We start from the raw sequence: 23,306 nt of genomic DNA on the forward strand, positions 1-23,306 counted from the left end.
AGAGCCACAAGAGGGAGCGGTCTCTTCCATGCACCGCACGAGCGGCATCGCGTTCCCGGTGGTCCGCGTGACCGGACCCCCCGCCGAGCGGGGTCGGCAGTACGGCATACAGGCCCGCGACGGAATCCGTCGCTCGCTCTCGGCCTACGAGCGGGTCTTCGAGCACTACGCGGGCTGGGACTGGGCCACCGTCCGGCGGCACGCCGGACGCTTCGCCCCGATCGTCGATGACTTCTCCCCGGCCCTGCTCACCGAGATGCGCGGCATCGCCACCGGCGCGGGCGTGGAACTGGACGACGTCCTGGCCCTCAACACCCGCAGCGAGATCATGTTCGCCGCGAGCGGCCAGAAGGACGGCGCACCGCCCATCCCGCACGAGTGCACCTCGTTCGCGCTGCTACCGCACCGGTCGGCCACCCACACCACGGTCATCGGCCAGAACTGGGACTGGCTCCTGCACGCCCAGGAGACCTCGACGGTCCTCGAGGTGACCCGCGACGACGGCCCGTCCTTCGTCACCCTGGTCGAGGCCGGGTTGCTGGCCAAGGTCGGCATGAACGAGACGGGCGTCGGACTGTGCACCAACACCCTGGTCAGCGACGGTGACGAGGGGCGCAGGGGCGTGCCGTACCACGTGCTGCTGCGGGCCGCGCTGGACAGCGAGTCCGCCCGCGCGGCGGCCGACGTCATCTCCTCCGCCGACCGGGCGCTGTCCGCCAACTACCTCCTCGCCGACGACACCGGCTTCGCCGTCGACCTGGAGACCGCCCCCCGCGCCGACGGCGTCCGCAGGCTGACCCCGCAGGACGGCCAGATCACCCACGCCAACCACTTCCGGTGCACCGACCTGACCGGCGAGGATGTGTACGCCCGGCGCAAACCGCACACCGTCGCGCGGCTGCGCAACGTCACCGAGAGCCTGAGCGCGGTGAGCAGCCTGTCGGTGGACGACCTGCGGACGGCACTCGCCGACCACAGGGACCATCCGTCGAGCGTCTGCCAGCATCCCAACGAGACGGTCCACGTTCGCGAACGCACCGCCACGATCGCGGGCATCATCATGGATGTTTCCCGTCGCACCATGCATCTCGCCGCGGGGCGGCCCTGCGTGGCACGGTGGGAGACAAGACATTTGGCACCGAAGCCGTGAACGGCGTGATCTCCCCCATCGGCCGGCCAGCGGTGAGTACGATGGCCGATCGAGTCGATGTCTGGCAGCCTGGAAAGGAATTGTCCGGAATGAAGGTTGTCCCGGTCGCGCACCGGAGTGCGGCGGAGCATGTCCGCTCCCAGCTCATCGAGCTCATCGAGTCGAGATACTTCGCGGTCGACGACAGGCTGCCGTCCGAGGCGGACCTGGCCCAGTCGTTCGGGGTCAGCAGGTCGGTGATCAGGGAGGCGCTGCACAGCCTCAACGCTCTCGGCCTGACCAAGTCGTACGCCGGCAAGGGCACGTTCGTCGCCGCCACCCAGGTGCAGTCCCAGCTGCTGATCGGGCGCTACCTGCCGGCCCAGCTCAACGAGGTGCGCCGCCACTTGGAGGTGCCGGCCGCCCGGCTGGCCGCCGAGCGCCGTACGCAGGAGGACATCGACGGGCTGGCCGAGCTGATCGAGGAGTTCGACCGGACCGACGACCCGGCCGAGCGGATCAAGGTCGACGCCCGCTTCCACATCGGCATCGCCCAGGCGACCGGCAACCCGCTCTTCTCCCGGCTGGTGGAAGACTTACGGGCCGTGCTCCAGGACCAGGCGCTCGCGGTGTCGGCCTCCCCCGGCCGTGCGGCCCAGGCCCGCGCCGAGCACCGCGCGATCTTCGAGGCCATCAGGGACGGGGACGCGGAGCTGGCCGACCTCTCGATGCGTCGCCACCTCGCCGCGGTCGCCTCCGTCGCCGCCGCCTCCTCCGCCACCTCCGACGCGGCCACGCCGGAAGCGGTCGCCTCCACCCCGGGCGGCCTCGACAGCGAGGGCTGAGCCCCCGCGGGGGCCTCACCCCTCGTCGGCGATGGGCCGGAGCCTTCCTGAGTGCCTAATATGCGGTGTTCCCGCCGGGAGAATGTGACGGGAACACCGCGGCGACCGGCGACGCCTTGCCCGAGGCGTCATCCGGTCGCGCATGGCCCCGCGAGCGGCCCCTGGTCGCGCACCACCGCTCGCGGGAGTCGGACGGCGGCACGGGAGTCGATCCCTCCGTGGCGCCGACTGCTCACTGCGGGCTGTCCGGCTCGGTGTAGTGCTGCCCGAGCTGTTCGGCGATGCGTCGGGCGACCTTTGGCAGGTCGTCGGCCGGGGCGTGGTCGGCAGGTTGTTCCAGGTGGATGGTGCCCCAGCAGAAGAACATGCCCTCGCGATCGGCCCAGACGGTCAGCGTGTCGTTGCCGATCACCAGGCGGGGCTGTCCCTCGTCGTAGACGATGGCGGGGTAGATCCGGTGGCTGTGCAGCTCGGTCCGCAGGTGCTGGAGCGCGGTGACGGCGCCGCGCCGCAGGGCGGCCGCGCTCAGCCGTCCGCTCACTGGCGTGCCGGGGAACATGGCTAACTCCTTTCGGTCAGCGCGGGACGACATCATCGGCGTCGTCGGGCAGGAGGGCATCGGCCAGCAGCGGCAGCTCGCTTCCCAGCACGCCGGTGGCGGGGCGGGCGCGCAGGATCGCGTAGTGCTCGGCGAGCTGCTCGGCGGCGAGGGGCAGCGTCAGCTCGGAGCTGAGCAGCGGGCTGCCGGAATTGCTGAGTTCGGGGCTGGTCCACCAGAACGTCTCGCCGTCGGTGTAGGCCAGGAGCCCGAGGAAGACGGACACGATGGCGTTGCCGGAGCGCAGTTCGTGGACATCGGCCTCGATGCCGTAGACGTCGCCCAGGATGGCGGCCAGGTCTCCGGCGCGCTGCAGGGCGGGCGACGGTTCGGTGGTCGACGGCGTGGTGGCGCACGCCTGGGAAGGGGACACACCGCCGCGCCTGCTCATGGGTGCGCCCTGCGGGGTCGCGTTCATGCCGCGGCCTCCCGCCGGTAGGGCTGGTGCCGTAAGGGCGGAGGGATGTCCGGGGAGTGGCCCCGGCCGAGGGCGACGGCGGGCCTCGGCCGGAGGGTCTGGTGCTGGTGCTCGGGCGGCGCCGGCAGCCGGGTGAGCGGTGGCCGGGCGGCTGGCTGGCCCGTGCTCGGGGGTGGGGCGCTGTGCTCGTGCGTGCGGGCTGCGGTGCGGGCCCGGCGGTGGGCGAGGGAGTCGCGGGCGAGCGCCAGGCGGGCCGCCCGGTCCTGGCGCGTTTCGATCGGCCGGTGCGGGCGGGCGGCGGGGGTTGCCGGGCGGCGGGTGTCGGTGCGTCCGGCGGGCCGGGTGCGCGTCGGCGTCGCCTCGGGGTCGGCCTGGCGGGGCGCGGGCACGAGCGTCGGCTGTGCGGGCTCGAAGGTCGGCAGGGTCCCGAGGCCGAGCTGGCGGCGTGCGCTGAAGCGCTCGGCCATCAGGACGCCGGACGGCTGCACGTACTCGTGATCGGCGATCTGGCCGGGGCAGCCGTGCGCGTAAGGGGCGTGTCCGCAGTCGGCGCATCCCATCGGCAGGGGCGGGGCGTCGGCGAAGCAGCCGCAGGCAACTTCTCCCGCTGTTGGCCGATCGAGGACGACACTAGGGTTGCTCATGGGTCAGGACCACCTCCTGATCAAGGGCCCGTCCGGACGTCGCAAGCACCGGGCGGGTCCGCTGTGAAAGTGTCGTAGGACACTAGACGTTAAGGGAGGTCGAGGCGACCGTCAAGGAAATGGCGTACGACACTTAGGTAGGGTGTTTCTCATGCACATAGATCAGCATTCGCCCGCACGTCGCATAGCGGCCGATCTGCGGGCCGACATCACTGCCGGCCGCTTGCCCGCAGGTGGGAAGCTGCCGTCCGTTCGGGATCTTGCCGATCGCTACAGCGTGTCCCGCAATACGGCCAGCAAGGCATTGATCCTGCTCAAGACGGAAGGATTGGTGGTCACCCGGCACGGCTCGGGTGCCTACGTACGCGAGTCGCATCCGATTCGGCGCCTCGGACCGGACCGTTACGCCCGGCACCGCTGGGAACGGACCACGGTCGAAGTGTTCGCCACTGAGCAGCTGGAAAGCGGATCGGCCCAGCAGCAGGGACATCAGACGCAAGACGTCTCTCTGGTCGCCGCCGACGAGCTGACCGCCGCCGCACTCGGCGTCGAGGTCGGATCTTCTGTGTACGAGCGGGCACGCGTCATGACCCGCGACGGCATCCCCACTCATACGATGACCTCGTACTACCGGCCCGGCGACGTCGAAGGCACACCCCTGGTCGATTCTTCACCGGGAATCGCCGGGCAAGGCGGTGGGTTCCGAGTGCTGGCCGACAAGGGCCTCTCGCCCCACGAGATCGCCGAAGAACTCCATGCTCGAATGCCCACGGCCGACGAGACACTACTTCTCGATCTTCCGTCAGGTGAACCTGTCGTCGAGGTGCGCCGGGTGACTCGTACAGCTGACGGCAGGGTGGTCGAGTATGCCCGGGGCGTGCACGCGGCGAGCCGGTTCGTATGGTCGTACGCCTTCACCATCCCTGACTGATGCCTCCTTTGTGAAGCGCACGGCGGGCGCTCCTGTGCCGTTCATGTGTGCCCTCGCACAACGCGGCGGCGTACGCCTGGAAAGCTTGACCGCCGCCGCGGACACGGCCGGGCGGGTGCGGTCCGATCGAGTCCGCGTTCAGCCGCGCGAGCTGCATGCAGAGATCGCGACGCGGCGAGACCCTGTGATGGCTGGCCTGAGAGAGCAGATTCAGGAGACACTGGCGCGCTGAGAAGATCGCCGTCGATCAGGAGACGCTCTGATGGTGCGTATCGGTGTGACCGGCCACATGAACCTGACCTCGGATACGGCTCGCCTCGTGTCCGATGCGCTTCGCTCGCACCTGGAAGCGGTGGCCGATGACGTGACAGGAGTGTCCTGCATCGCTCGCGGGGCCGACTCGCTGTTCGCCGAGGCCGTCCTGCAGTCCGACGGCGCGCTCGAAGTCGTCCTGCCGTCCCGGGACTACCGGGAGGCCAAGGTCAAGCCAGATCACGCTGAGCAGTTCGACCGGCTGATAAGCAAGGCCGCCCGGGTCCGTGTCATGGATTTCGACCACGCCAACCGGGACGCGTACGTCGCGGCCAACGAGGCGATGCTGGGTTCGGTCGACGAGCTCGTGGCGGTGTGGGATGGCGAGTCGCCTGTGGATGCGGGCGGGACGGCGGGCGCTGTGGCAGAGGCCCGGCGTCGTGGCGTGCGGGTGGTCGTGATCTGGCCCGAGGGTGCCGCCAGGGAGTGATCGGCGTCCGGCGGGGCTTCGCTTTCACCACATGAGCCGGTACGGGGCCGGGTGACAACTCCATTCCCGTACCACTGGTTGGCTGAGATCATCTCTCAGTTCGCTTAGCCCCCCTGGAGATGCCGATGACCCCTCAGCCATTGTCCGAAGAGGAGATCGCCGCCCATCTGGCCGGGCTGCCGGGATGGGAGCGCGAGGATCACACCATTGCCCGCACCTTCGAGCACACGTATCACGAGTGCGTACATCTGGCTGTGTACGTCGCGGCCAAGGCTCGCGAGATCGGCCACCACCCTGACATCCACATCACCTGGCAGCGGATTCGGTTCGTGATCACCACTCACGACGCCGGGAACCGCCTCACGGCCAAGGACTTCGAGCTTGCCCGTCACATCGACACGATCGCTGTTGGCCACGGCGCCGAGGGGATCTGATCACACCGTGCTTCGTGCGGCGCGACGGCGCACGCCTGGGAAGAGAGATCGCCGCCGCGGACCCGGCCTCTCGGGCCGGACAGAGCCCACGACGAGATCGGTGGCCAGCGCCGTGATCGGACCGGCGCCGAGGCCGACGACGGGGAGTGGCCGCCCCCCGCCCGCGGCCAGCTCCTTGCGACGAACATCGCAGACCAACGTGGTCGTCGAGCTGACCGAGCCGGTCATCGTGGTCCGTCCCCTCGGCCGCCGTGCCGAGGCCACCACGATCCGCTTCTTCACCGACACCCCGGACGCCGTACTGAACGCGCTGCGGCCCTTCCCGCACCACAGCGCCTCCTGACGCCCCGGCCTCCGCTCCGTGAGGACGGGGCGGCGCGGAGGTCTCCTACAGTGGGTATTCGTGCTCTACGGCAGATCTGCGGAAATCAGCGCGCTCGACGAGGTGATCGCGCGGGCTCGCGACGGCTCCGGCGGCGCGGTGGTGCTGCGGGGCGAGGCGGGCGCGGGCAAGACCTCCCTGCTCGACGCGGCGGCCGGGCGAGGCGGCACGATGCGCGTGCTGTGCGCCACCGGTGTCGAGCCCGAGTCCGACCTCGCGTTCGCGGCGCTGCACCAGGTGCTGTGGCCGGTGACCGGCTCGCTCGACGCGCTCCCCGAGCCGCAGCGCGACGCCGTGCGCGCGGCCCTGGGACTCGCCGCGGGCAGTGCCGGCGATCGGTACCTGCTGGGCGCCGGCGTGCTCTCGCTGCTGGCCGAAGCCGCCGCGCCGGACGGGCTGGTCTGCGTGGTCGACGACTTCCAGTGGATCGACCGGGCCTCGGCCGACGCGCTGCTGTTCGCCGCCAGGCGGCTGGGGACGGAAAGGATCGCGATGCTGTTCGCCGTGCGCGGGGACGCTCCGGTCAAGGGTGTGCCGCTGACGGTGAACGTGCGTGGCCTGCCCGGGGCCGCGGCGGCCGAGATGCTGGAGTCCCGCCACGGTGTATCGCCCGGTGTGGCACGGGAACTCATCACGCTGACCCGCGCGAACCCGCTCGCCCTGGACGAGATCGCCGCCCGCCTGACGCCCGCGCAGCTCGCCGGACGCGAACCGCTGCCCGACCCGCTGCCCGGTGGTACCCGGCTGTTCGGCGATCGGGTGGCCGCGTTGTCCGCCTCCGCCCGGCTGCTCGCCCTGGCCGCCGCCGTGGAGACCGACCTCACCCCGGTCCTGCGCGCCACCAACCGGCTGGAAGCCGACCCCGACCTGGTCCTGCGCGCCACCGACCGGTTGTCCGCCGGGCGGACGGTACGGCCCGGGGACGACCCGGGGGCCTGGACCGGGCGGACGGCGCTGGCCGAGCTGGAGGAGTCCGGGCTGGCCGACCTGTCCGGCACACGCGTGCGCTTCCGCCATCCGCTCGTCCGGTCGGCGGTGCACGAGGCGGCCACCCCCGCCGACGTCCGCCGGGTGCGTGCCGCACTGGCGGAGGTGACCGAGGGCGACAGCCGCGCCTGGCACCTGGCCGGAGCCGCCGTGGGCCAGGACGAGCGGGTCGCCGCCGAGCTGGTCGCCGCCGCGGAGCGGGCACGCGACCGCGGCGGGTACGGCACCGCCGCCACCGCCCTGGCCAGGGCCGCCGAGCTGACCCCCGAGCCGCGCGCCCGTACCACCCGCCTGAAGGACGCCGCCGTCGCGGCCTGGCTCGGTGGCCGCCCGGGGCAGGCGGAGTCGCTGCTGGCCGAGGCCCGCGACCGGGCCGGCGCGGACGCCGGCCTCGCCATGGAGATCGCCCAGCTCCGGGGCCGGTTCGAGCTGAACTCCGGCGACGCCGCCGAGGCCGTGCGGATCCTGGCGGCGGGCGACAGCCTGGACATGCTGGCCGATGCCGTGGAGGCCGCCTCGTACGTCGGCGACACGGTGGCCATCGTCGAGCTCGGGCGGAGGGCGGCGGCGTACCCCGAGGGGTTCCTGCGGGACACGGTGGCCGGGATCGGCCTGACGCTGGACGGCGACGCTGCCGGGCCGGGCCTGCTGCGGCGGGCACTGGCGCGGGCCGGCGAGCTGGGGGAGGCGGCGGAGTACCTGTGGGCGACGGCCGCAGCCAGCGCTCTGGGCGAGTCGGATCTGGCCACCGAGATGGCCGTCCGGGCCGGGCGAGTGGCCAGGGTGTCGGGGATGACCGGGCAGCTGCCCGTGGTGCTGGAGTTCGTGGCGACGGCCGAGCGCATAGGCGGTCGGCTGGCGCTCAGCCAGGCCGTCTCCGAGGAGGGCTTGGCGCTGGCCCGGGAGGCCGGCTACGAGAACACGGTGGCGGCGCACCTGGCCAACCTGGCGGTGCTGGCGGCGCTGAGGGGCGAGGAGGAATCCTGCGAGCGGCAGGCCCGCGAGGCGCTGGCCATCGCCGTCCCGCACCGGGTGGGTCTGCGGGCGGGAGTGGCCGCGTACGCGCTGGCGCTTCTCGACCTGTGCCTGGGCCGCTACGCGGCGGCGCACGACCGTTTCACGGCCATCACCGCGGCGCGGCCGGGCGCCGGACATCCGACCGTGGTGTGGCGGATGGCGCCGGACCATGTGGAGGCCGCCGTGGGCGCGGGCGACGAGGCGGCCGCGCGGGCGGTGCTGGAGGCGTACCGGCGGTGGTCGGCGCATGCCGCGACGCCCGAGTCGCGCGCTCTGCTGGCCCGCTGCCGAGGTCTGGCCGAGTCGTCCGAGGACGCCTTCGTCGAGGCGTTGCGGCTGCACACCAACCCGTTCGAGGCGGCCAGGACGGCTTTGCTGCTGGGTGAGCGCCTGCGCCGCGCGCAGCGGCCGGGCGAGGCGCGGGCGCATCTGCGGAGGGCGTGGGAGACGTTCGAGCGAGCGGGCGCGGGGCCGTGGGCGAGGCGCGCGCGGGGTGAGCTGCGGGCGGCGGGCGAGAGCGGGCAGGCCCCGCGCCCGGCCGTGCTGGACGCGCTCACCCCGCAGGAACTGCGTATCGCGGGCCTGGTCGCCGACGGGTCGTCGAGCAAGCAGATCGCCGCCCGGCTGTTCCTGAGCCCGCGCACGGTCGAGTACCACCTGTACAAGATCTATCCGAAGCTGGGCATCGGCTCCCGTACGGAACTGGCGCGACTAGTAGTTCTACAGAAGGCACCCGTGACGGGACAGGACATGCTCTGAGACATGCATGACGTGAACATCTGGAGTGAAGAGTTCGGCGCCGCGACGGATGCGCCGATCCTGTTGATCATGGGGTCGATGTCACAGGGCGTCCTGTGGCCGGACGAGTTCGTCGGCCGTCTCGTCGCCGGAGGCCGCCGGGTGATCCGGTACGACCACCGTGACACCGGCAGGTCGGACACCGTCGACTTCGCGGCGGAGCCGTACACGTGGGACGACATCAAGAACGACGTCTACCGCGTGCTGGACGCCCACGGCCTGGAGAGCGCGCACCTGGTCGGCCACTCGGCGGGCGGGCTGCTCGGCCAGTTCGTCGCGGTGGAGCGGCCGGAACGGGTGCGCTCGCTGACCGTCATCGGCTCCTCACCACTCGGCGGCGGCGAGGGTCAGGTGCTCATGCGGGCTCTGATGGGGCAACCGCAGCCCGAGGGGAGCCTGCCCGAGCCGACGCCGGAGTTCGTGGCCTTCTACCGCGCGCTGATGGCCGCCGCGCCACCGGAGGACCGGCGCGCCCGGATCGACGGCATGATCGCCGAGCAGCGCCTGCTGCACGGAACCGGGCTGCCGTTCGACGAGGACGCGGCGCGCCGGCTGCAGGAACGGATCCACGACCGGGCCCGCGACCTGTCGGCGGTGGCCAACCACCGGCTGGCCGCGGCGGCCAGACCGGACTTCGAGCCGGTGGGCGTGCTGCACCGGGTGAAGGCGCCCACGCTGGTCGTCGAGGGCAGCCACGAGCCGGTCAAGCCGGGCCACGGCCCGATCATCGCCGAGCGGATCCCGGGGTCGCGGCTGATGATCGTGGCGGGCATGGGCCACACGCTGCCGCCGGAGGTGCACGAGGAGCTGGCCGCCGCCGTCCACGCTCATACGGCCGGATGACGTTCGCCTGGGCGGCGGCAACATCGCCGTGGCGGGCTCCCAGGAGGCCGTGGTGGGCGCCTCCATCTGCCGGTCCGGGCGCACCACCGGCTGGCGCTGCGGCGTCATCCAGGCCAAGAACGTGACCGTCAACTACTCCGGGTCGCTGGTCCACGGGCTGACCCAGACCTCGGCCTGCGCCGAGGGCGGCGACTCGGGCGGCGCCTGGATCACCGGCGACCAGGCCCAGGGCGTCACCTCCGGCGGCTCCGGCAACTGCTCGACCGGCGGTAACACCTTCTACCAGCCGGTCAACGAGATCCTCGGCGCGTACGGCCTGACCCTGACCACCACCGGAGGGAGCGGCGGCGGCCGGCTCATCGGCTGGCAGGACAAGTGCATCGACGTACCCGGCAGCAACGGCGTCGCGGGCCAGCGCCTGCAGCTGTGGGACTGCAACGGCACCGCAGCGCAGAACTGGACGTTCCCCGGCGACGGCACCGTCCGCGCCTTCGGCCTCTGCATGGACGTGGCCTGGGGCTCCACCGCCAACGGCGCCGCCATCCAGCTCGCCACCTGCAGCGGCAACCCGGCACAGCAGTTCGTCCTCAGCGGCGCCGGCGACCTGGTCAACCCGCAGGCCAACAAGTGCGTGGACGTCACCGGCTGGGGTGGCGCCGGCACGCCGTTGCAGCAGTAGGAGTGCAACGGCGGCGCCAACCAGAAGTGGCGGCGAGGCTGACCGTCCGCGGGACACCGCCGGGGCGGTGAGCGTCCTCACCGCCCCGGCGCCGCGCCGGCCCTGCCCCCGCCGGACAGGCCGATGAACACACTGCCGGACACGCGATGAACGCCCCCGCGCCGCACCGCGCCGACCCGTCCGCCGCCGAACAGGCCGATGAACGCCCTCATCGCCTGTCCGGCGGGCGTCACGACCAGGCGCCGGTGGCGGCGATCCGGGTCGCGTAGGACTCGAACGCGATCGGCGGGCGGCCGAGCACCCGCTGGACCCCGTCGGCGGGCTCGGCCGTGTGACCGGCGCGGTGCAGGGCGAACAGGGCGCTCAGCGCGTCGACCACGACCTGCGGGTACCCCTCGGCGAGCAGCTGGGCCCGGTAGGCCTCCGGGGTCAGCTCGACGTACTCGATGGGCCGGCCGGCGGCCCGCGCGATGATCTCGACGGCCGCGCCGAAGGTCATCCCGCGCGGTCCCGACAGGTCGTACGTCAGCCCCGCGTGCCCGTCCCTCGTCAGTGCCGCCACGGCGACCGCGGCGACGTCGTCGGCGTCGATGAACGGCTCGGGCACGTCGCCGATCGGCAACGCCAGCCTCCCCGCCCGCAGCGGCGCGTACCACAGGTCCTCGTCGAAGTTCTGATTGAAGTTGTTCGCCCGCAGGATCGTCCACTCCGCCCCCGAGTCGCGTACGGCCCGCTCCGCGGCGGCCATGCCCTGCCCGAAGTCCTCACCGACCAGGTCCAGGCCCCGGCCGGACAGCACCACGAAACGCTTGACGTCCACGGCCCCCTCGACGAAGTCGCGGATCGGGGTGGGGTCGTCGGGCGCCACCAGGTACACCGCCTCGGCGCCTCGCAGCGCGTTCTCCCAGGTGGCGGGCTCCGACCAGTCGAAGCGCACCTCGCTGGAACGGGACGCGGGCCGTACCCGCTCTCCCTCCGCACGTAGCTGCCGCACCACTCGGCGGCCGGTCTTGCCTGTCGCGCCCAGAATCAGGATCTCGTTCATGGCACCCAGCCAATCGCACGGGGAGCCGACCGCACATGGCCGTGCGTACGCCGCGCCTGTCCGATCGTCCCGTTATCGTGGCGCCATGGATCCGTACGACGACCTGTTGCGGAGCGTGCGCGGCGAGGGTTCCGTCTTCGGCGCGTCGGTGCTGTCGCCACCGTGGGCGCTCAGGTTCGCCGACGGCCCCTCCCTGACGCTCGTCGTCCCCCTGCGCGGCGAGGGGTGGATCATCCAGGGAGACGACGCCCGGCAGGTGCGGCCGGGCGAGGCGGCGATCGTGCGCGGGCCGGAGCCCTTCGTGTTCGCGGACACCGACACCCCGCGCCCGGCGCTGGACGTCCACCGTGACGGCGCCGTCGCCGGGGACCTGACCGGTCGGACCATCCTGCTGACCGGGTCGTACCGGGTCGGCGGCGAGGTCGCCCGCCGCCTGGTCCGGGTGCTGCCCCCCGTGCTCGTCGTGCCGGACGATCACGACTGCAGCAGCATGGGCGCGTACCTCGAGGCACAGATCCTCTCCGGTCGCCCGGGTCACCAGATCGTGCTGGACCGGCTGCTCGACTGGCTGCTGGTGTGCACGCTGCGCGACTGGTTCGACCGGCCGGAGGCGGTCAGTCCCGGCTGGTACACCGCCCTGAGCGACGACGTGGTCGGCCCGGCCCTGCGCGCCATCCACGACACCCCGGCCAGTCAGTGGACGCTCGCCTCCCTCGCCACCGCCGCGAGCGTCTCGCGCACCACCCTGGCCAGGCGGTTCACCGAACTCGTGGGCGAGCCGCCGATGACGTACCTGACGGAGTGGCGGATGGCGCTCGCCGCCGACATGCTGGCCGAACCCGCCGCGACGGTCGCCACGGTGGCCCGCCGGGTGGGGTACTCCGACGCGTTCGGCTTCAGCTCGGCGTTCAAGCGCGTCCTGGGCGTGAGCCCGAGCGCCTACCGCACCGGCGACGGAGCTCGCTCCTCCCTGTGGAACGCCTGACGGGAACACCTCTCCAAAGAGACATCCGGCCGTATCGATCGGACGATGTGAGCCCGCCGTGCGCGCGGCGAGGATGCTCCGCTTGACCTCCTCCCCCTCGTAAACGAGGGGGATTCCCACGGTCGCCCGTGAGGCTTCCTGCTTCATCGCCGCTCGCCCGCCAGAGAGGACTCTCTGTGAGGTCTTACACCGGCTCCACAGGCGTTTCACCTCTCCGCCAGCCCGGCGGCGAGGATGTTCTTCGCGGCGTTGACGTCCCGGTCATGGACGGCGCCGCAGGCACACACCCAATCGCGGACGCCCAACGGCATCGACGCGGTGATGCTCCCGCACGCCGAGCACAGCTTCGAGGAGGGGAACCACCGGTCGACGACCAGAAGTTCCCGCCCGTACCAGCCCGCTTTGTACTCCAGCATGGACCGCATCTCCCGCCAGGAGGCATCCGAGATGGCGCGGGCCAGGTTGTGGTTCTTCACCAGGTTGCGCACGGTGAGGTCTTCGATCGCGACCGTTTGGTTCTCACGGACGAGACGAGTGGTGACCTTGTGCAGGTGATCGCGGCGCCGATCACTGATGCGGGCATGCACCCGGGCGACCTTGAGCCTGGCCTTGGCCCGGTTCGCCGACCCCTTCTCCTTGCGGGCGAGGTTTCGCTGAGCCCTGGCGAGCTTGCGCCGGTCGGCCCGCTCATGCCTGGGGTTGACGATCTTCTCCCCGGTGGAGAGCGTCGCCAGCGCCGTGATCCCCGCGTCCACCCCGACCACGTTCGCGGTCGAAGGGAGCCGCCGGATGGGGTCCTCGCAAAGGATCGAGACGAACCAGCGGCCCGCCGCGTCCTTCGACACGGTCACCGTGGACGGCTGCGCCCCCTCGGGAAGGGGACGCGACCACACGATGTCCAGCGGACCGTCCATCTTCGCCAGCGTGAGCCGGCCGCCCCGGTAGGTGAACGCCGAGCGGGTGTACTCGGCCGAGTGCCGGGACTTCTTACGGGACTTGAACGTCGGGTACCTCGCGCGCTTGGCGAAGAAGTTCGCGAACGCCACCTGCAGATGCCGCAGCGCCTGCTGCAACGGCACCGACGACACCTCGTTCAGGAAGAGGAGCTCATCGGTCTTCTTCCACTGCGTCAGCGCGGCCGACGACTGCACGTAGGAGACCCTGCGACCTTCCAGCCTGTAGGCGCGGGTCCGCTCCTCAAGAACCTTGTTGTAGACGAGACGGGCGCAGCCGAACGTACGAGACAGCTCCGCCGCCTGCTCATTCGTCGGATAGAAGCGGAACTTGAACGCCCGCTTCACGATCTGCGCCACGCCTCATACCCTGCCGCAAGATCAGCTGACTGTGGACGTGTATTCGATTTCGGCCCCGTGCGACACCGCGCCGCGTTTCCTCCCCGGCCTGAAGGCCGGGGTATCCACGCTGGAGATATTCGATGACGAGGGAAAGACGAGCCACCCCCGGACCTCCGCCGACCGAACCTCCGCCCGTTGCCTTCCGGCCGGTCGCCAACCGGTCCGCCACCGCCGTGCACCATGCACAGCCTGCGGCAATGGCTTGTGCATGTGGCACCGTGACGGGTTCCGGGCCGCTTCCTACACTCGGCGCTACCACAGTCTGGCCAAGGCCAGCAGGCGCTCCCCGCCCCCTTCGGAGGCAACCATGGCTTCTCTCGGTACCGACGACTACGCGATAGCCCGAGTCCCCGCCCGCGCCCGATACTCCTGGGTGTCCGTCGCGGTCCAGCGATTCGGCCAAATCTCCGCCCTCAGCCAGTTCCTGCTCGGCGCGACCCTCGGGTTCGGCATGGACTTCTGGGGTGCCTTCTGGGCTCTCACCTTCGGCGCGGTCATCCTGGAGGTCGTGGCCATCGCGCTGGGCGTGATCGGCATGCGGGAGGGGCTGACGACCTCCATCCTGGCCCGGTGGTGCGGCTTCGGCCAGGCGGGGGCCGCGCTGATCGGCCTGGCCATCGGGATCAGCCTGGTCGGCTGGTTCGGCATCCAGTCCGCGGTGTCGGCCGAAGGGCTCCACGAGCTGATTCCGGCGCTGCCGGTCTGGGCGTGGTCGCTGCTGTTCGGGCTCGCGGTGACCGCCATCGTCGTCAAGGGCTTCCACTCGATGGCGTGGACCGCCTATCTCACGGTGCCCGCCTTCGTCCTGCTGGTCGCCTGGTCGGTCGGCACGGAACTGTCCAGGCACTCGCTGTCCGAGCTGGCCACCGCCGCCCCCGCCGGCCCGGCGCTCACCCTGTTGCAGGGCACGACACTGGTCGCCGGCGGGTTCATCGTGGGCGCGGTGATCACCCCCGACATGACCCGGTTCAACCGGTCGGTCGCCGACGTGGTCAAGCAGACCCTGCTGGGAATCACGCTCGGCGAGTACGTGATCGGCCTGATCGGGGTGCTGCTGGCGCACGCGATCAAGTCGGCGAACATCATCACGATCGTCACCTCCACCGTCGGCTGGGTCGGGGTGCTGATCATCGTCGTCGGCACCCTGAAGATCAACGACTGGAACCTGTACTCCTCCGGGCTCGGCCTGGTGAACTTCGTCGGCTCCGTCTTCGGCCGGAAGGTCAACCGCGCGGTGGTGACGCTGCTCCTCGGCGTGGTGGGCAGCGTGCTGGCCGCGGCCGGCATCCTCGGCAGCTTCACCGACTTCCTGATGGTGCTCGGGGTCGCCTTCCCGCCGATCGCCGGCATCATGATCGCCGAGTACTTCGTGGTCAGAACCTGGCGCCGGGAGCTGGACGACACCAGGGCCTCGGGCGGGATACCGGCTCAGGCGCCGCGCTGGGTGCCAGCGACCTTGGTGATCTGGCTCGCGGCGAGCCTGATCGGACAGTTCGTGACGTGGGGCCTGCCCAGCATCAACTCCCTGGTCGTCGCCTTCGTGCTGTACGTGGTCGCGGGCAAGCTCGGCCTGATCCGGGGGTACGGCACCGCACACACCGAGACCGCCGACGAGGAGCCGGTCACGGCCCCCACGCCGTCGGCCGCCTGAAAGGACCTGATATGCGGATCGGAATCGACGTCGGCGGCACCAACACCGACGCCGTGCTCATGGACGGGCAGAGCGTCCTGGCCGCGGTCAAGACCGCGACCACTCGCGACGTGACGAGCGGCATCACCACCGCGCTCGCCGAGCTGCAGCGGCAGCGAGCCTTCGATCCCGTGCTGGTGGACGCGGTGATGATCGGCACCACGCACTTCATCAACGCCCTGATCGAGGCGGACCGGCTGGCACCGACCGCCGCCGTCCGCCTCGGCCTCCCCGCGACGGCGTCGCTGCCGCCCATGGTCGACTGGCCGGAGCGGCTGGTGACCGCCATCTCCGGCCGGGCCTACCTGTGCCACGGGGGACACGAGTTCGACGGGCGCCACATCTCGGAACTGCGCGAGGACGAGATCCGGCAGGTGGCCGAGGACCTGCACCGGCACGGCATCCGCAGCGTGGCGATCTCCAGTGTCTTCTCCCCCGTCAACGCCGAGTTCGAGCAGCGTGCCGCCGACATCCTCAGCGAGCAGCTGCCGGGACTGGCCGTGTCCCTGTCGGCGGAGGTCGGCCGGATGGGACTGCTGGAACGGGAGAACGCCACCATCATCAACGCCTCACTCCGCGAGCTGGCCACCCAGATCGTGGACGGGCTGGCGGCCTCCCTGGAGGGGGCGGGCATCCACGCGCCGCTCTACCTCAGCCAGAACGACGGCACCCTGATGGACGTCGACTTCGCCCGCCGCTACCCGGTGGCCACGTTCGCCTCGGGGCCGACCAACTCGATGCGCGGCGCGGCGTTCCTGTCGGGTGTGGAGACCTGCGCGGTCGTCGACGTGGGCGGCACGACCAGCGACATCGGCCTGCTGCGGCACGGTTTCCCCCGGGAGGCCACCACCGAGGTGAGCGTCGCCGGCATCCGCACCAACTTCCGGATGCCCGACGTGCTGAGCCTCGGCATCGGCGGGGGCAGCCGGGTACGGGAGGAGGACGGCACGGTGACGGTGGGACCCGACTCGGTCGGCTACCGCCTCGCCGAGGAGGGGCTGGTCTTCGGGGGGTCCACCCTCACCGCCACCGACGTGGCGGTGGCGGCCGGCCGCGCCGCGATCGGCGATCCCGGCGCGGTACGGAAACTGGACCCCTCGCTGGTGAGGGCGGCGCTGGAGCGGATCGCCCGCGACATCGCCGACACCATCGAGCGCATCCGCACCTCCCCCGACCCGCTGCCCGTGGTCGCGGTCGGCGGCGGGTCGATCCTGCTGCCGGACGAGTTCGGCGGGTCGGGGCCCGTACACCGGCCCGAGCACTTCGCCGTGGCCAACGCGATCGGCGCGGCCATCGCGCAGATCGGCGGGGAGGTCGACCGGATCTTCCCGGTGGAGCCGGGACAGCGGCAGGCCGTACTGGACGACGCCAAACAGGAGGCGGTGGACAGGGCGATCGCCTCGGGGGCCAAACCGGGCAGCGTCCGGGTCGTCGAGGTGGACGAGGTTCCCCTCGCCTACCTGCCGGGGAACGCCACGCGGATCCGCGTCAAGGCGGTCGGGGACCTGAGGCTGGAGGCCGGCCGTGGCTGAGCGACTGATCACCGAGGCCGGCCTGGACGACCTGGCGGCCGGCGCCGCCATCCTCGGCACGGGAGGTGGCGGGGATCCGCACATCGGCCGGATGCTGGCGCGGGCGGCGATCCGGGCCGGCGGCCCGGCCCGGCTGGTCCCGCTGGAGGCGCTACCCGACGACGCGGTCACCGTGGTGGTCGCCATGATGGGCGCCCCCACGGTGATGCTGGAGAAGGTGCCCTCCGCCGAGCAGGCCGCCCTCGCGGTGCGGGCGCTCGCCACCTACCTGGGGAAGTCCCCGACACACCTGGTGTGCGCGGAGGCCGGCGGCGTCAACGCGCTGGTGCCGCTGGTGGCCGCCGCGGAACTCGGGCTGCCCGTGGTCGACGCCGACGGGATGGGACGCGCCTTCCCCGAGCTGCAGATGGTGATGCCCACGCTGTACGGGCTCGCCGCCACCCCGATGTCGATCGCCGACGAGAAGGGCAACCAGGGGATCTTCGACACGGTGGACAACCACTGGGCGGAACGGCTGGCCCGGTCGGCCACGATCGACATGGGCTGCTCGGCGATGATCGGTCTTTTCCCGATGACCGGCGCGCAGGCACGCGAGGCGCTCGTCCCCGGCACCCTGTCCCTCTGCGGTGAGCTGGGCCGGACCGTCCGCGAGGCACGCGCCGCGCACCGCGATCCGGTCACGGCGCTCGTCGCCCGGCTGGGCGGGGCCGAGCTGTTCGGCGGCAAGGTGGTGGACGTCAGCCGGCGCACCGAGGGCGGATTCGCCCGTGGCGAGGCCGTCCTGGAGGGATCCGGGGACCGGCAAGGTGAGCGGATGGTGCTGCGGTTCCAGAACGAGAACCTCGTCGCGGTCCGCGACGGGACCGTGGTGGCGACCGTCCCCGACCTGATCTGCGTGCTCGACGCCGAGACCGGCACCGCCGTCACCACCGAGACGCTGCGCTACGGGCACCGGGTGCGGGTCATCGCGGCGCCCTGCGACCCGCGCTGGCACACCCCCGCCGGGCTGGAACTGGTCGGCCCCCGCTACTTCGGCTATGACCACGACACCGTCCGCGTCGATCCGGGAGTGCCCGCGTGAGCTACACGATCGACCGCCGCGACCTGGCCGACCTCGCGCGCGGGGCGGCGCTGCTCGGCACCGGAGGCGGCGGTGACCCCTACATCGGGCGGCTGCTGGTGGAGCAGGCGCTGCGCACCGGACCCGGGACGATCACCGTGCTCGATCCCGGCGAGCTCGGCGACGACGACCTGGTCATCCCGACCGCGCAGATGGGCGCCCCGACGGTGATGGTGGAGAAGATCCCCCGGGGTGACGAGGCGGTGACGGCGCTACGGGCGCTGGAGAGGCACCTGGGACGGCGTGCCGACGCGACGATGCCGATCGAGTGCGGCGGCATCAACTCGATGATCCCACTCCTGGTCGCGGCCCAGACGGGGCTGCCCGTGGTGGACGCCGACGGGATGGGACGCGCCTTCCCCGAGCTGCAGATGGAGACGTTCTCGGTGTACGGCGTACCGGGTTCCCCCCTCGCCCTGGCGGGCGAGAACGGCGAGACCGTGATCGTCGACACCGGCGCCGACAACGGGCGCATGGAATGGCTCGCCCGCGGGCTCGCGATCAGGCTGGGCGGGGTCGCGCACATCGCCGAGTACGCGATGAGCGGCGCGGACGTCAAGCGCACCGCGGTCCCGAACACGCTCAGCCTCGGGCTGCGGATCGGCCGCGCGCTGCGCGAAGCGCGTGACGAGCACCGCGACCCGGTGTCCGCGCTCGCCGACACCATGGCCGGCACGCTGTACGACAAGGTCCGGGTCCTGTTCCACGGCAAGGTCGTGGACGTCGAGCGGCGTACGGTCGCCGGTTTCGCCCGCGGGCGGGCCGCGCTGGCCGCGTTCGACGGGAACGGCGAGCTGGAGCTGGTCTTCCAGAACGAGAACCTGGTGGCGCGGGTCGACGGGGAGGTGCGGTGCGTGGTCCCCGACCTGATCTGCGTGCTGGAGGCCGACACCGGGGAACCGATCACCACCGAGGGACTGAGGTACGGGCAGCGGGCCGTCGTCGTCGGCATCAGCACCCCCGGCCTGATGCGCACCCCGGAGGCCCTGGCGGTGTTCGGCCCGGAGGCGTTCGGTCTCGACGTGCGGTTCCGCCCGGTGGAGGATCTCGTGTCACTCTGAGTACATGCCTATCCGCTATCTCGGCGAACCGGACATCGACCACCTGGCACGCGGTGTGACGCTGCTCGGTTCCGGTGGCGGCGGGCAGACCGAGACGGCGGCCCGGCTGCTGCGGCGGAGCCTCGGGGCCGGCCGGATCGAGCTGCTGGGCCGCGACGAGCTCGACGGGGGCCACGTGGTGCCGGTCGGGCTCGTCGGGGCGGTGTCGGTGTTCACCGAGAGGCTGCCCTCCGGCGGGGAGTGGGCGCCGGTGCTCGCCGCGATCGTGGAGCGGACGGGGATCGACCCGGTCGGGCTGATCCCGATCGAGGCGGGCGGGATCAACGGCATCGTGGTCTTCGTCGCCGCCGTCGAGCTGGGCCTTCCGGTGGTCGACGCGGACCTGCAGGGCCGGGCGCTGCCACGCCTCGACCAGATGTCGGTGGCCGCGCTCGGCGAGCCGCTCACCCCGCTGGCCATCGGCGACGTCAGCGGCCGGCTGCTCGTGCTGGACCGCCTGTCCGCCCCGGCCGCCGAGCGGATCGTGCGGTCGGCGCTCAGCGAGTTCGGCGGGTGGGCGGCGATCGCGATGCGCCCGCTGCCGGTGGCGTCGCTGGACCGCCTGACCATCCTCGGCTCGCTCAGCCGGGCCCTGAGGCTCGGAGCCCACCACGCGGCCTGGACCCGGACCGCCGACCCGCGCGAGGTCGCGGCGTCGCTCGGCGCCCGCGTCCTGGTCACCGGCCGTGTCGTCGAGGTGGTCCGGTACCGGGCCGAGGCGGGGTTCGGGCGCGGCTCGGTGATCATCCGGGCGGACCGAGGGGGCAGCCTCGTCCGGCTGGAGATGGAGAACGAGTATCTGCTCGCCCTCGTCGACGGCAGGCCCGTGGCGTCCACCCCGGACATCCTGTGTGTCGTCGACCGTGCCGGCGGGCTGCCCGTCTCCTGCGACACGGTGCGCGGCGGTGCCGAGGTCGTCGCGCTGCACCTTCCCGGGCCTCCGTTCTGGTGGCGTCCCGAGGTGGTGGGCGCCGTCGCTCCGCGCGCCTTCGGACTGGACATCGAGCCGGTCCCACCCGGGGAACCGGCATGAAGGACATCACCACCGGGCCCGCCTTCTCGGCCGGCCCCAGGAGAGACAGGACGGACACCACCCTCTCGGCCACCCCCAAGGGAAACAGAACGGACACCACCACCGGACCCATCGTCCTGATCGTGCTCAAGGGGGAGACATGACGGACGCCACCCCGACCCTGCGCGAGCTGCTCGGCCACCCCCTGCTGGCCGCCGCCGCGCCGCTGTCCGGAGACGGGGACCTGGATCGTCCCGTCACCGGGATCACGCTGATCGACCCAGCCGAGGCCGGACTCGCCGGGACCGACGAGATCGCGGTGTGCCCGGTCCTGCCCCCGGGGTACCTCAGCGGCTGGCGGCTGGACGTGACGATCCGCCGCCTGCACGACCAGGGGGCCGCGGCCCTCGCCCTCCCCGTCACGGTGCCCGGCGAGACACTCCTGGACAGCAGCGGCCGCCTCGCGCGGCACCTGCGCCTGCCGGTCCTGGGCATCGGCGCGGCGCCACTGCGGTGGGCGGGGGCGGCGACGGCGCTGGTGCACGCTCCCGCCGTGGACGCGGCCGACCGGCTGCGCCGCGCGCACCGCGCGCTCACCCGCGGCCTGCTGAGCCCGCAGGACGTGGCCCGGGTGCTCACCGGGATCCTGGACCGGCCGGTGGGGGTCTTCGGCCCGGACGGGGCGCCGATCACGCCGTCCTTCGGCCTGCCCGCCGATTTCACCCCCCACGCCGCGGTGCCGCAGATCCTCATCGAGGGGGGCAGGACGACCGTCGCCGTACCCGTACCGGGCACGACGAGCGGGACGGTCGACCTGTGGATGGCGGTCGCGCTCGGGTACGCGCCGACCACCTGGGCCCGCAGTGCCCGCGACGTGCTGCAGGCCGGGACCCTCGCCGTCCAGCACTGGCAGGCGACCCGCCGCGTCGTGCTGGAACGCGACGCCCGGTTGCGCGCCGGCCTGTTCGGCGACCTCCTGGAGGGGAGGCTGGAGGACGGCGGCACCCCGCAGGGGCGCGCGGCCGAAGCCGGCTGGCGCCTGGACGGCTGGCATGTGGCCTTCCATCTCGCCGTCCTCGGACAGGTCGACCTGCTGCGGCACACGGACGCGGTGGCCGCCGCCATCACGGCGGAACATCTCGACGCCACCCTGGTGGAACGCGGTGACGGCTGGTCGGCATGGACGACCAGCCGGACCGAACCGGGCCAGGACACCAGCCGTGACCTCCTCGTCGCCCTCCAGCGGATCCGGCACCGGCTCGCCACCCGGTTCGACTGCGCGATCGGGGTCGGCCGCGGCTACCTCGACGCGGGCGGGCTGACCAGGAGTCTCGCCGAGGCATGGGACGCCGCCAGGCTCGCCCGCGGGCGACCGCAGACGGGCCGCCTGGTGCACATCGACCGTCTCGGCCTGGCCCAGCTCCTGGTCGCCTGGGCGAGCACCGAGACCTTCGCCCCCACCGCGACCCGGCTGCTCAGACCGCTGGAGGCGCAACCGGGCGAGCTCGTCGCCACGCTCTCCGCCTACCTCGACGCCGGAGGATCGGCCGCCGACACCGCGGCGGTTCTCGGCGTGCACCGCAACACCGTCGCGGCGCGGCTGCACCGGATCGAGGAGTTGCTCACCGTCGACCTGCACAACCCCGACGACCGGCTCGCCCTGCACCTGGCCTGCAGGGTCACCCTGGACCGGCAGACCGACTTCCCGGATGCCTAGCTGTCTCGTCTGGTGAGGATCACCACGTCACGCGCCACCTGCAGCTGCACCCGAGCGCGTTCCGCCTCCCTGGCGGTCGCGATCTGCCTCCCGGCTGCGGTACCGAGTAACCAGGCGACGCTCACCGCGGCGACGGCGAGGACCAGTCGCTGCCCGGCCTCGCTCGCGGCAGGGGACCGGATGCCGGCGAACACGCGGCGCAGCAACAGCCGACCTCGGAACCGGGCCCGCAACGCGTCCCCGTCGTACCGGCTCAGCACGCGTCGGTCGCCTGTGCGCAGGTACCCGGCGGTGACCGCCGCAGCCAGCTCGGGCTCACGCCGATGTCGTCATCGTCCGGGATATCGTCCGGGATAGGGAGAACGGGTGGGCGGTTTCGCGGTGGACGTCGTCACTCTCTCGGCGGATCTCTCGCCCTACCGTGTGCTCAGGGGTCGCCGTCCGAGCCGCGGCCTGTCCCAGGCCGTGCGGGCAGATGATCTTTACGTTACTCAAAGGTTGATCGCATGTGGCCGGATGGCCACATGCGTGTCACTTGAACTCAATAGTTTTGCCCTGGCCGCAGTCCCGACACGAGGGGTGGATCACCGTGGGGGAGCCGTTCCGTTTGATGCTTGACGAGCTGACCGCGGAGTACGAGCAGCAGGCGCGCCGAGTCAAGGACGCCTACGGCACGCTCGCCGACCTGGAGGTCACCGCGCGGTCGGACGACGGAATGGTCACGGTGAAGGCGGGACCGCGCGGAGAAGTGCGGGCCATCGAGCTGAACCCCAGGGTCTACCGCAAGCTGTCCCCGGCGGAGCTCTCACATGCGATCATGACACAGATCGACCGGGCCACCGCGGCCGTGGCGGCTCGTACGAAGGAGCTGATGGGACCCTTGGTCCCTGACGACGTGCCGGTCGAAGAGCTGCTCGGCAAGGGGGCGGTTCTTGAGCCGTTCGTGTCTCGAGCGGGTCGGGCATGACCCGGGATGGATACTTCGCCGAGTGGGAGGCACTGCGGCGCGCGAGCTTGGTCGTCAGGGATCGCCGCGACGGAGTGGCGGAGGCCAAGGAGGCGCTCCGGCAGGCTTTCGACCGGGATCGGGCCGCCCTGGGCCACGACGCGTACGGAGTGGAGCTGGCCAGACAACTCCCCGGGATCGAGGAAAGGATCTTCGCCGCCTTCGACGCGTACCTTGCCGAGCTCGACGGGACGAGTGAGGGCCTGAGCACGTCCGCGGCCAACTACCAGTCGGTCGAGCTCGCTGAGCGGAAGAGGTACGACCACATGGACGTCTCGCCTACGCCGACGATCTGAC

General features: G+C 71.9%; 25 protein-coding genes and 2 pseudogenes. 20 read left to right on the forward strand and 7 right to left on the reverse strand.

The genetic code is table 11. From position 1 onward, the window contains the following. The first annotated feature begins 28 nt into the window (after positions 1-28). Entirely contained in the window at positions 29-1,150 is a 1,122-nt protein-coding gene (locus OG587_RS01765) for a C45 family peptidase (protein WP_329086178.1), read from the forward strand. Positions 1,151-1,239: 89 nt separating this feature from the next. Next, positions 1,240-1,974 (forward strand): FadR/GntR family transcriptional regulator, encoded by a 735-nt coding sequence (locus OG587_RS01770; protein ID WP_329086179.1) that lies wholly within the window; start codon positions 1,240-1,242, stop codon positions 1,972-1,974. 232 nt (positions 1,975-2,206) lie between these two features. Here OG587_RS01770 and OG587_RS01775 read toward each other — a convergent pair whose 3' ends face one another. From OG587_RS01775 to OG587_RS01785, 3 genes are read right to left on the reverse strand one after another with little or no spacing between them, the layout of a single operon-like run. Continuing rightward, entirely contained in the window at positions 2,207-2,533 is a 327-nt protein-coding gene (locus OG587_RS01775) for a hypothetical protein (protein ID WP_329086180.1), read from the reverse strand. A 16-nt stretch (positions 2,534-2,549) separates the two neighbouring features. Further along, positions 2,550-2,990 (reverse strand): hypothetical protein, encoded by a 441-nt coding sequence (locus OG587_RS01780; RefSeq protein ID WP_329086181.1) that lies wholly within the window; start codon positions 2,988-2,990, stop codon positions 2,550-2,552. Then, positions 2,987-3,634 carry a hypothetical protein gene (locus OG587_RS01785; RefSeq protein ID WP_329086182.1) on the reverse strand — a complete coding sequence of 216 codons (648 nt, stop codon included), beginning with the start codon at positions 3,632-3,634 and terminating at the stop codon, positions 2,987-2,989. Before OG587_RS01785 ends, OG587_RS01780 begins: the two co-directional genes overlap by 4 nt. Positions 3,635-3,785: 151 nt before the next feature. Between OG587_RS01785 and OG587_RS01790 the strand changes: the two genes are divergently transcribed. From OG587_RS01790 to OG587_RS01825, 8 genes and pseudogenes are all read left to right on the forward strand, one after another. Then, positions 3,786-4,565 carry a GntR family transcriptional regulator gene (locus OG587_RS01790; RefSeq protein ID WP_329086184.1) on the forward strand — a complete coding sequence of 260 codons (780 nt, stop codon included), beginning with the start codon at positions 3,786-3,788 and terminating at the stop codon, positions 4,563-4,565. A 262-nt stretch (positions 4,566-4,827) separates the two neighbouring features. After that, the gene (locus OG587_RS01795) at positions 4,828-5,307 is read left to right on the forward strand and encodes a hypothetical protein (RefSeq protein WP_329086186.1); all 480 of its coding nucleotides are present in this window, start codon (positions 4,828-4,830) and stop codon (positions 5,305-5,307) included. A 125-nt stretch (positions 5,308-5,432) separates the two neighbouring features. Then, positions 5,433-5,741 (forward strand): 4a-hydroxytetrahydrobiopterin dehydratase, encoded by a 309-nt coding sequence (locus tag OG587_RS01800; RefSeq protein ID WP_329086188.1) that lies wholly within the window; start codon positions 5,433-5,435, stop codon positions 5,739-5,741. A gap of 175 nt (positions 5,742-5,916) precedes the next feature. Continuing rightward, positions 5,917-6,084 (forward strand): hypothetical protein, encoded by a 168-nt coding sequence (locus OG587_RS01805; RefSeq protein ID WP_329086189.1) that lies wholly within the window; start codon positions 5,917-5,919, stop codon positions 6,082-6,084. 60 nt (positions 6,085-6,144) lie between these two features. Continuing rightward, complete coding sequence (locus OG587_RS01810; RefSeq protein ID WP_329086190.1) at positions 6,145-8,886, forward strand: helix-turn-helix transcriptional regulator; 2,742 nt, start codon at positions 6,145-6,147, stop codon at positions 8,884-8,886. A gap of 3 nt (positions 8,887-8,889) precedes the next feature. After that, the gene (locus tag OG587_RS01815; RefSeq protein ID WP_329086192.1) at positions 8,890-9,768 is read left to right on the forward strand and encodes an alpha/beta hydrolase; all 879 of its coding nucleotides are present in this window, start codon (positions 8,890-8,892) and stop codon (positions 9,766-9,768) included. A gap of 13 nt (positions 9,769-9,781) precedes the next feature. Beyond that, positions 9,782-10,099: pseudogene (locus OG587_RS01820) on the forward strand (S1 family peptidase); the annotation flags it as partial. Between the two features lie 27 nt (positions 10,100-10,126). After that, entirely contained in the window at positions 10,127-10,447 is a 321-nt protein-coding gene (locus tag OG587_RS01825; protein ID WP_329093701.1) for an RICIN domain-containing protein, read from the forward strand. A gap of 77 nt (positions 10,448-10,524) precedes the next feature. Here OG587_RS01825 and OG587_RS01830 read toward each other — a convergent pair whose 3' ends face one another. Beyond that, the gene (locus tag OG587_RS01830; protein ID WP_329086194.1) at positions 10,525-10,659 is read right to left on the reverse strand and encodes a hypothetical protein; all 135 of its coding nucleotides are present in this window, start codon (positions 10,657-10,659) and stop codon (positions 10,525-10,527) included. A 17-nt stretch (positions 10,660-10,676) separates the two neighbouring features. Further along, on the reverse strand, positions 10,677-11,492 hold the full coding sequence (locus OG587_RS01835) for an NAD(P)H-binding protein (protein WP_329086196.1): 816 nt from the start codon (positions 11,490-11,492) through the stop codon (positions 10,677-10,679). Between the two features lie 85 nt (positions 11,493-11,577). Between OG587_RS01835 and OG587_RS01840 the strand changes: the two genes are divergently transcribed. Then, a complete protein-coding gene (locus OG587_RS01840) occupies positions 11,578-12,477 on the forward strand; it encodes an AraC family transcriptional regulator (protein WP_329086199.1) in 900 nt (299 codons plus the stop codon). A gap of 120 nt (positions 12,478-12,597) precedes the next feature. Here the strand turns inward: OG587_RS01840 and OG587_RS01845 are convergent. Next, positions 12,598-13,790: pseudogene (locus OG587_RS01845) on the reverse strand (RNA-guided endonuclease InsQ/TnpB family protein); the annotation flags it as partial. 349 nt (positions 13,791-14,139) lie between these two features. Between OG587_RS01845 and OG587_RS01850 the strand changes: the two are divergent. The 7 genes from OG587_RS01850 to OG587_RS01880 are packed head-to-tail and all read left to right on the forward strand — an operon-like array spanning position 14,140 to position 22,003. Next, positions 14,140-15,483, forward strand: coding sequence for a purine-cytosine permease family protein (locus OG587_RS01850; RefSeq protein WP_329086203.1), 1,344 nt, complete (start codon positions 14,140-14,142; stop codon positions 15,481-15,483). Positions 15,484-15,494: 11 nt separating this feature from the next. Beyond that, entirely contained in the window at positions 15,495-17,054 is a 1,560-nt protein-coding gene (locus OG587_RS01855) for a hydantoinase/oxoprolinase family protein (RefSeq protein WP_329086205.1), read from the forward strand. Next, a complete protein-coding gene (locus tag OG587_RS01860) occupies positions 17,047-18,135 on the forward strand; it encodes a DUF917 domain-containing protein (protein WP_329086206.1) in 1,089 nt (362 codons plus the stop codon). The genes OG587_RS01855 and OG587_RS01860 overlap by 8 nt, the downstream gene beginning before the upstream one ends. Further along, entirely contained in the window at positions 18,132-19,235 is a 1,104-nt protein-coding gene (locus OG587_RS01865) for a DUF917 domain-containing protein (protein ID WP_329086207.1), read from the forward strand. Before OG587_RS01860 ends, OG587_RS01865 begins: the two co-directional genes overlap by 4 nt. Before the next feature lie 4 nt (positions 19,236-19,239). Then, positions 19,240-20,307: a DUF917 domain-containing protein gene (locus OG587_RS01870; protein ID WP_329086209.1), complete on the forward strand. Its 1,068-nt coding sequence runs from the start codon at positions 19,240-19,242 to the stop codon at positions 20,305-20,307. Beyond that, entirely contained in the window at positions 20,304-20,450 is a 147-nt protein-coding gene (locus tag OG587_RS01875; protein ID WP_329086211.1) for a hypothetical protein, read from the forward strand. The genes OG587_RS01870 and OG587_RS01875 overlap by 4 nt, the downstream gene beginning before the upstream one ends. Beyond that, complete coding sequence (locus tag OG587_RS01880; RefSeq protein WP_329086214.1) at positions 20,447-22,003, forward strand: helix-turn-helix domain-containing protein; 1,557 nt, start codon at positions 20,447-20,449, stop codon at positions 22,001-22,003. Before OG587_RS01875 ends, OG587_RS01880 begins: the two co-directional genes overlap by 4 nt. On the opposite strand, the gene OG587_RS01885 is transcribed toward OG587_RS01880, so the two are convergent. Further along, positions 22,000-22,263, reverse strand: coding sequence for a hypothetical protein (locus OG587_RS01885; RefSeq protein WP_329086216.1), 264 nt, complete (start codon positions 22,261-22,263; stop codon positions 22,000-22,002). The genes OG587_RS01880 and OG587_RS01885 overlap by 4 nt on opposite strands. Before the next feature lie 350 nt (positions 22,264-22,613). Here OG587_RS01885 and OG587_RS01890 point away from each other — a divergent pair, with 350 nt between their 5' ends. Beyond that, a complete protein-coding gene (locus tag OG587_RS01890; RefSeq protein ID WP_329086217.1) occupies positions 22,614-22,970 on the forward strand; it encodes a YbaB/EbfC family nucleoid-associated protein in 357 nt (118 codons plus the stop codon). Further along, entirely contained in the window at positions 22,967-23,305 is a 339-nt protein-coding gene (locus tag OG587_RS01895) for a hypothetical protein (protein ID WP_329086219.1), read from the forward strand. Before OG587_RS01890 ends, OG587_RS01895 begins: the two co-directional genes overlap by 4 nt. The last annotated feature ends 1 nt before the right edge of the window (position 23,306 follow it).

Origin of the sequence: Streptosporangium sp. NBC_01469 (genome assembly GCF_036227305.1) — a bacterium.
Lineage (GTDB): Bacteria > Actinomycetota > Actinomycetes > Streptosporangiales > Streptosporangiaceae > Streptosporangium.

Bases quoted from the DNA above. Each gene is read 5' to 3' on its own strand.
- OG587_RS01765 (WP_329086178.1), top strand. From the start codon at position 29: ATGCACCGCACGAGCGGCATCGCGTTCCCGGTGGTCCGCGTGACCGGA.
- OG587_RS01770 (WP_329086179.1), top strand. From the start codon at position 1,240: ATGAAGGTTGTCCCGGTCGCGCACCGGAGTGCGGCGGAGCATGTCCGC.
- OG587_RS01775 (WP_329086180.1), bottom strand. From the start codon at position 2,533: ATGTTCCCCGGCACGCCAGTGAGCGGACGGCTGAGCGCGGCCGCCCTG.
- OG587_RS01780 (WP_329086181.1), bottom strand. From the start codon at position 2,990: ATGAACGCGACCCCGCAGGGCGCACCCATGAGCAGGCGCGGCGGTGTG.
- OG587_RS01785 (WP_329086182.1), bottom strand. From the start codon at position 3,634: ATGAGCAACCCTAGTGTCGTCCTCGATCGGCCAACAGCGGGAGAAGTT.
- OG587_RS01790 (WP_329086184.1), top strand. From the start codon at position 3,786: ATGCACATAGATCAGCATTCGCCCGCACGTCGCATAGCGGCCGATCTG.
- OG587_RS01795 (WP_329086186.1), top strand. From the start codon at position 4,828: ATGGTGCGTATCGGTGTGACCGGCCACATGAACCTGACCTCGGATACG.
- OG587_RS01800 (WP_329086188.1), top strand. From the start codon at position 5,433: ATGACCCCTCAGCCATTGTCCGAAGAGGAGATCGCCGCCCATCTGGCC.
- OG587_RS01815 (WP_329086192.1), top strand. From the start codon at position 8,890: ATGCATGACGTGAACATCTGGAGTGAAGAGTTCGGCGCCGCGACGGAT.
- OG587_RS01830 (WP_329086194.1), bottom strand. From the start codon at position 10,659: ATGAGGGCGTTCATCGGCCTGTTCGGCGGCGGACGGGTCGGCGCGGTG.
- OG587_RS01835 (WP_329086196.1), bottom strand. From the start codon at position 11,492: ATGAACGAGATCCTGATTCTGGGCGCGACAGGCAAGACCGGCCGCCGA.
- OG587_RS01840 (WP_329086199.1), top strand. From the start codon at position 11,578: ATGGATCCGTACGACGACCTGTTGCGGAGCGTGCGCGGCGAGGGTTCC.
- OG587_RS01850 (WP_329086203.1), top strand. From the start codon at position 14,140: ATGGCTTCTCTCGGTACCGACGACTACGCGATAGCCCGAGTCCCCGCC.
- OG587_RS01855 (WP_329086205.1), top strand. From the start codon at position 15,495: ATGCGGATCGGAATCGACGTCGGCGGCACCAACACCGACGCCGTGCTC.
- OG587_RS01870 (WP_329086209.1), top strand. From the start codon at position 19,240: ATGCCTATCCGCTATCTCGGCGAACCGGACATCGACCACCTGGCACGC.
- OG587_RS01875 (WP_329086211.1), top strand. From the start codon at position 20,304: ATGAAGGACATCACCACCGGGCCCGCCTTCTCGGCCGGCCCCAGGAGA.
- OG587_RS01880 (WP_329086214.1), top strand. From the start codon at position 20,447: ATGACGGACGCCACCCCGACCCTGCGCGAGCTGCTCGGCCACCCCCTG.
- OG587_RS01890 (WP_329086217.1), top strand. From the start codon at position 22,614: ATGCTTGACGAGCTGACCGCGGAGTACGAGCAGCAGGCGCGCCGAGTC.
- OG587_RS01895 (WP_329086219.1), top strand. From the start codon at position 22,967: ATGACCCGGGATGGATACTTCGCCGAGTGGGAGGCACTGCGGCGCGCG.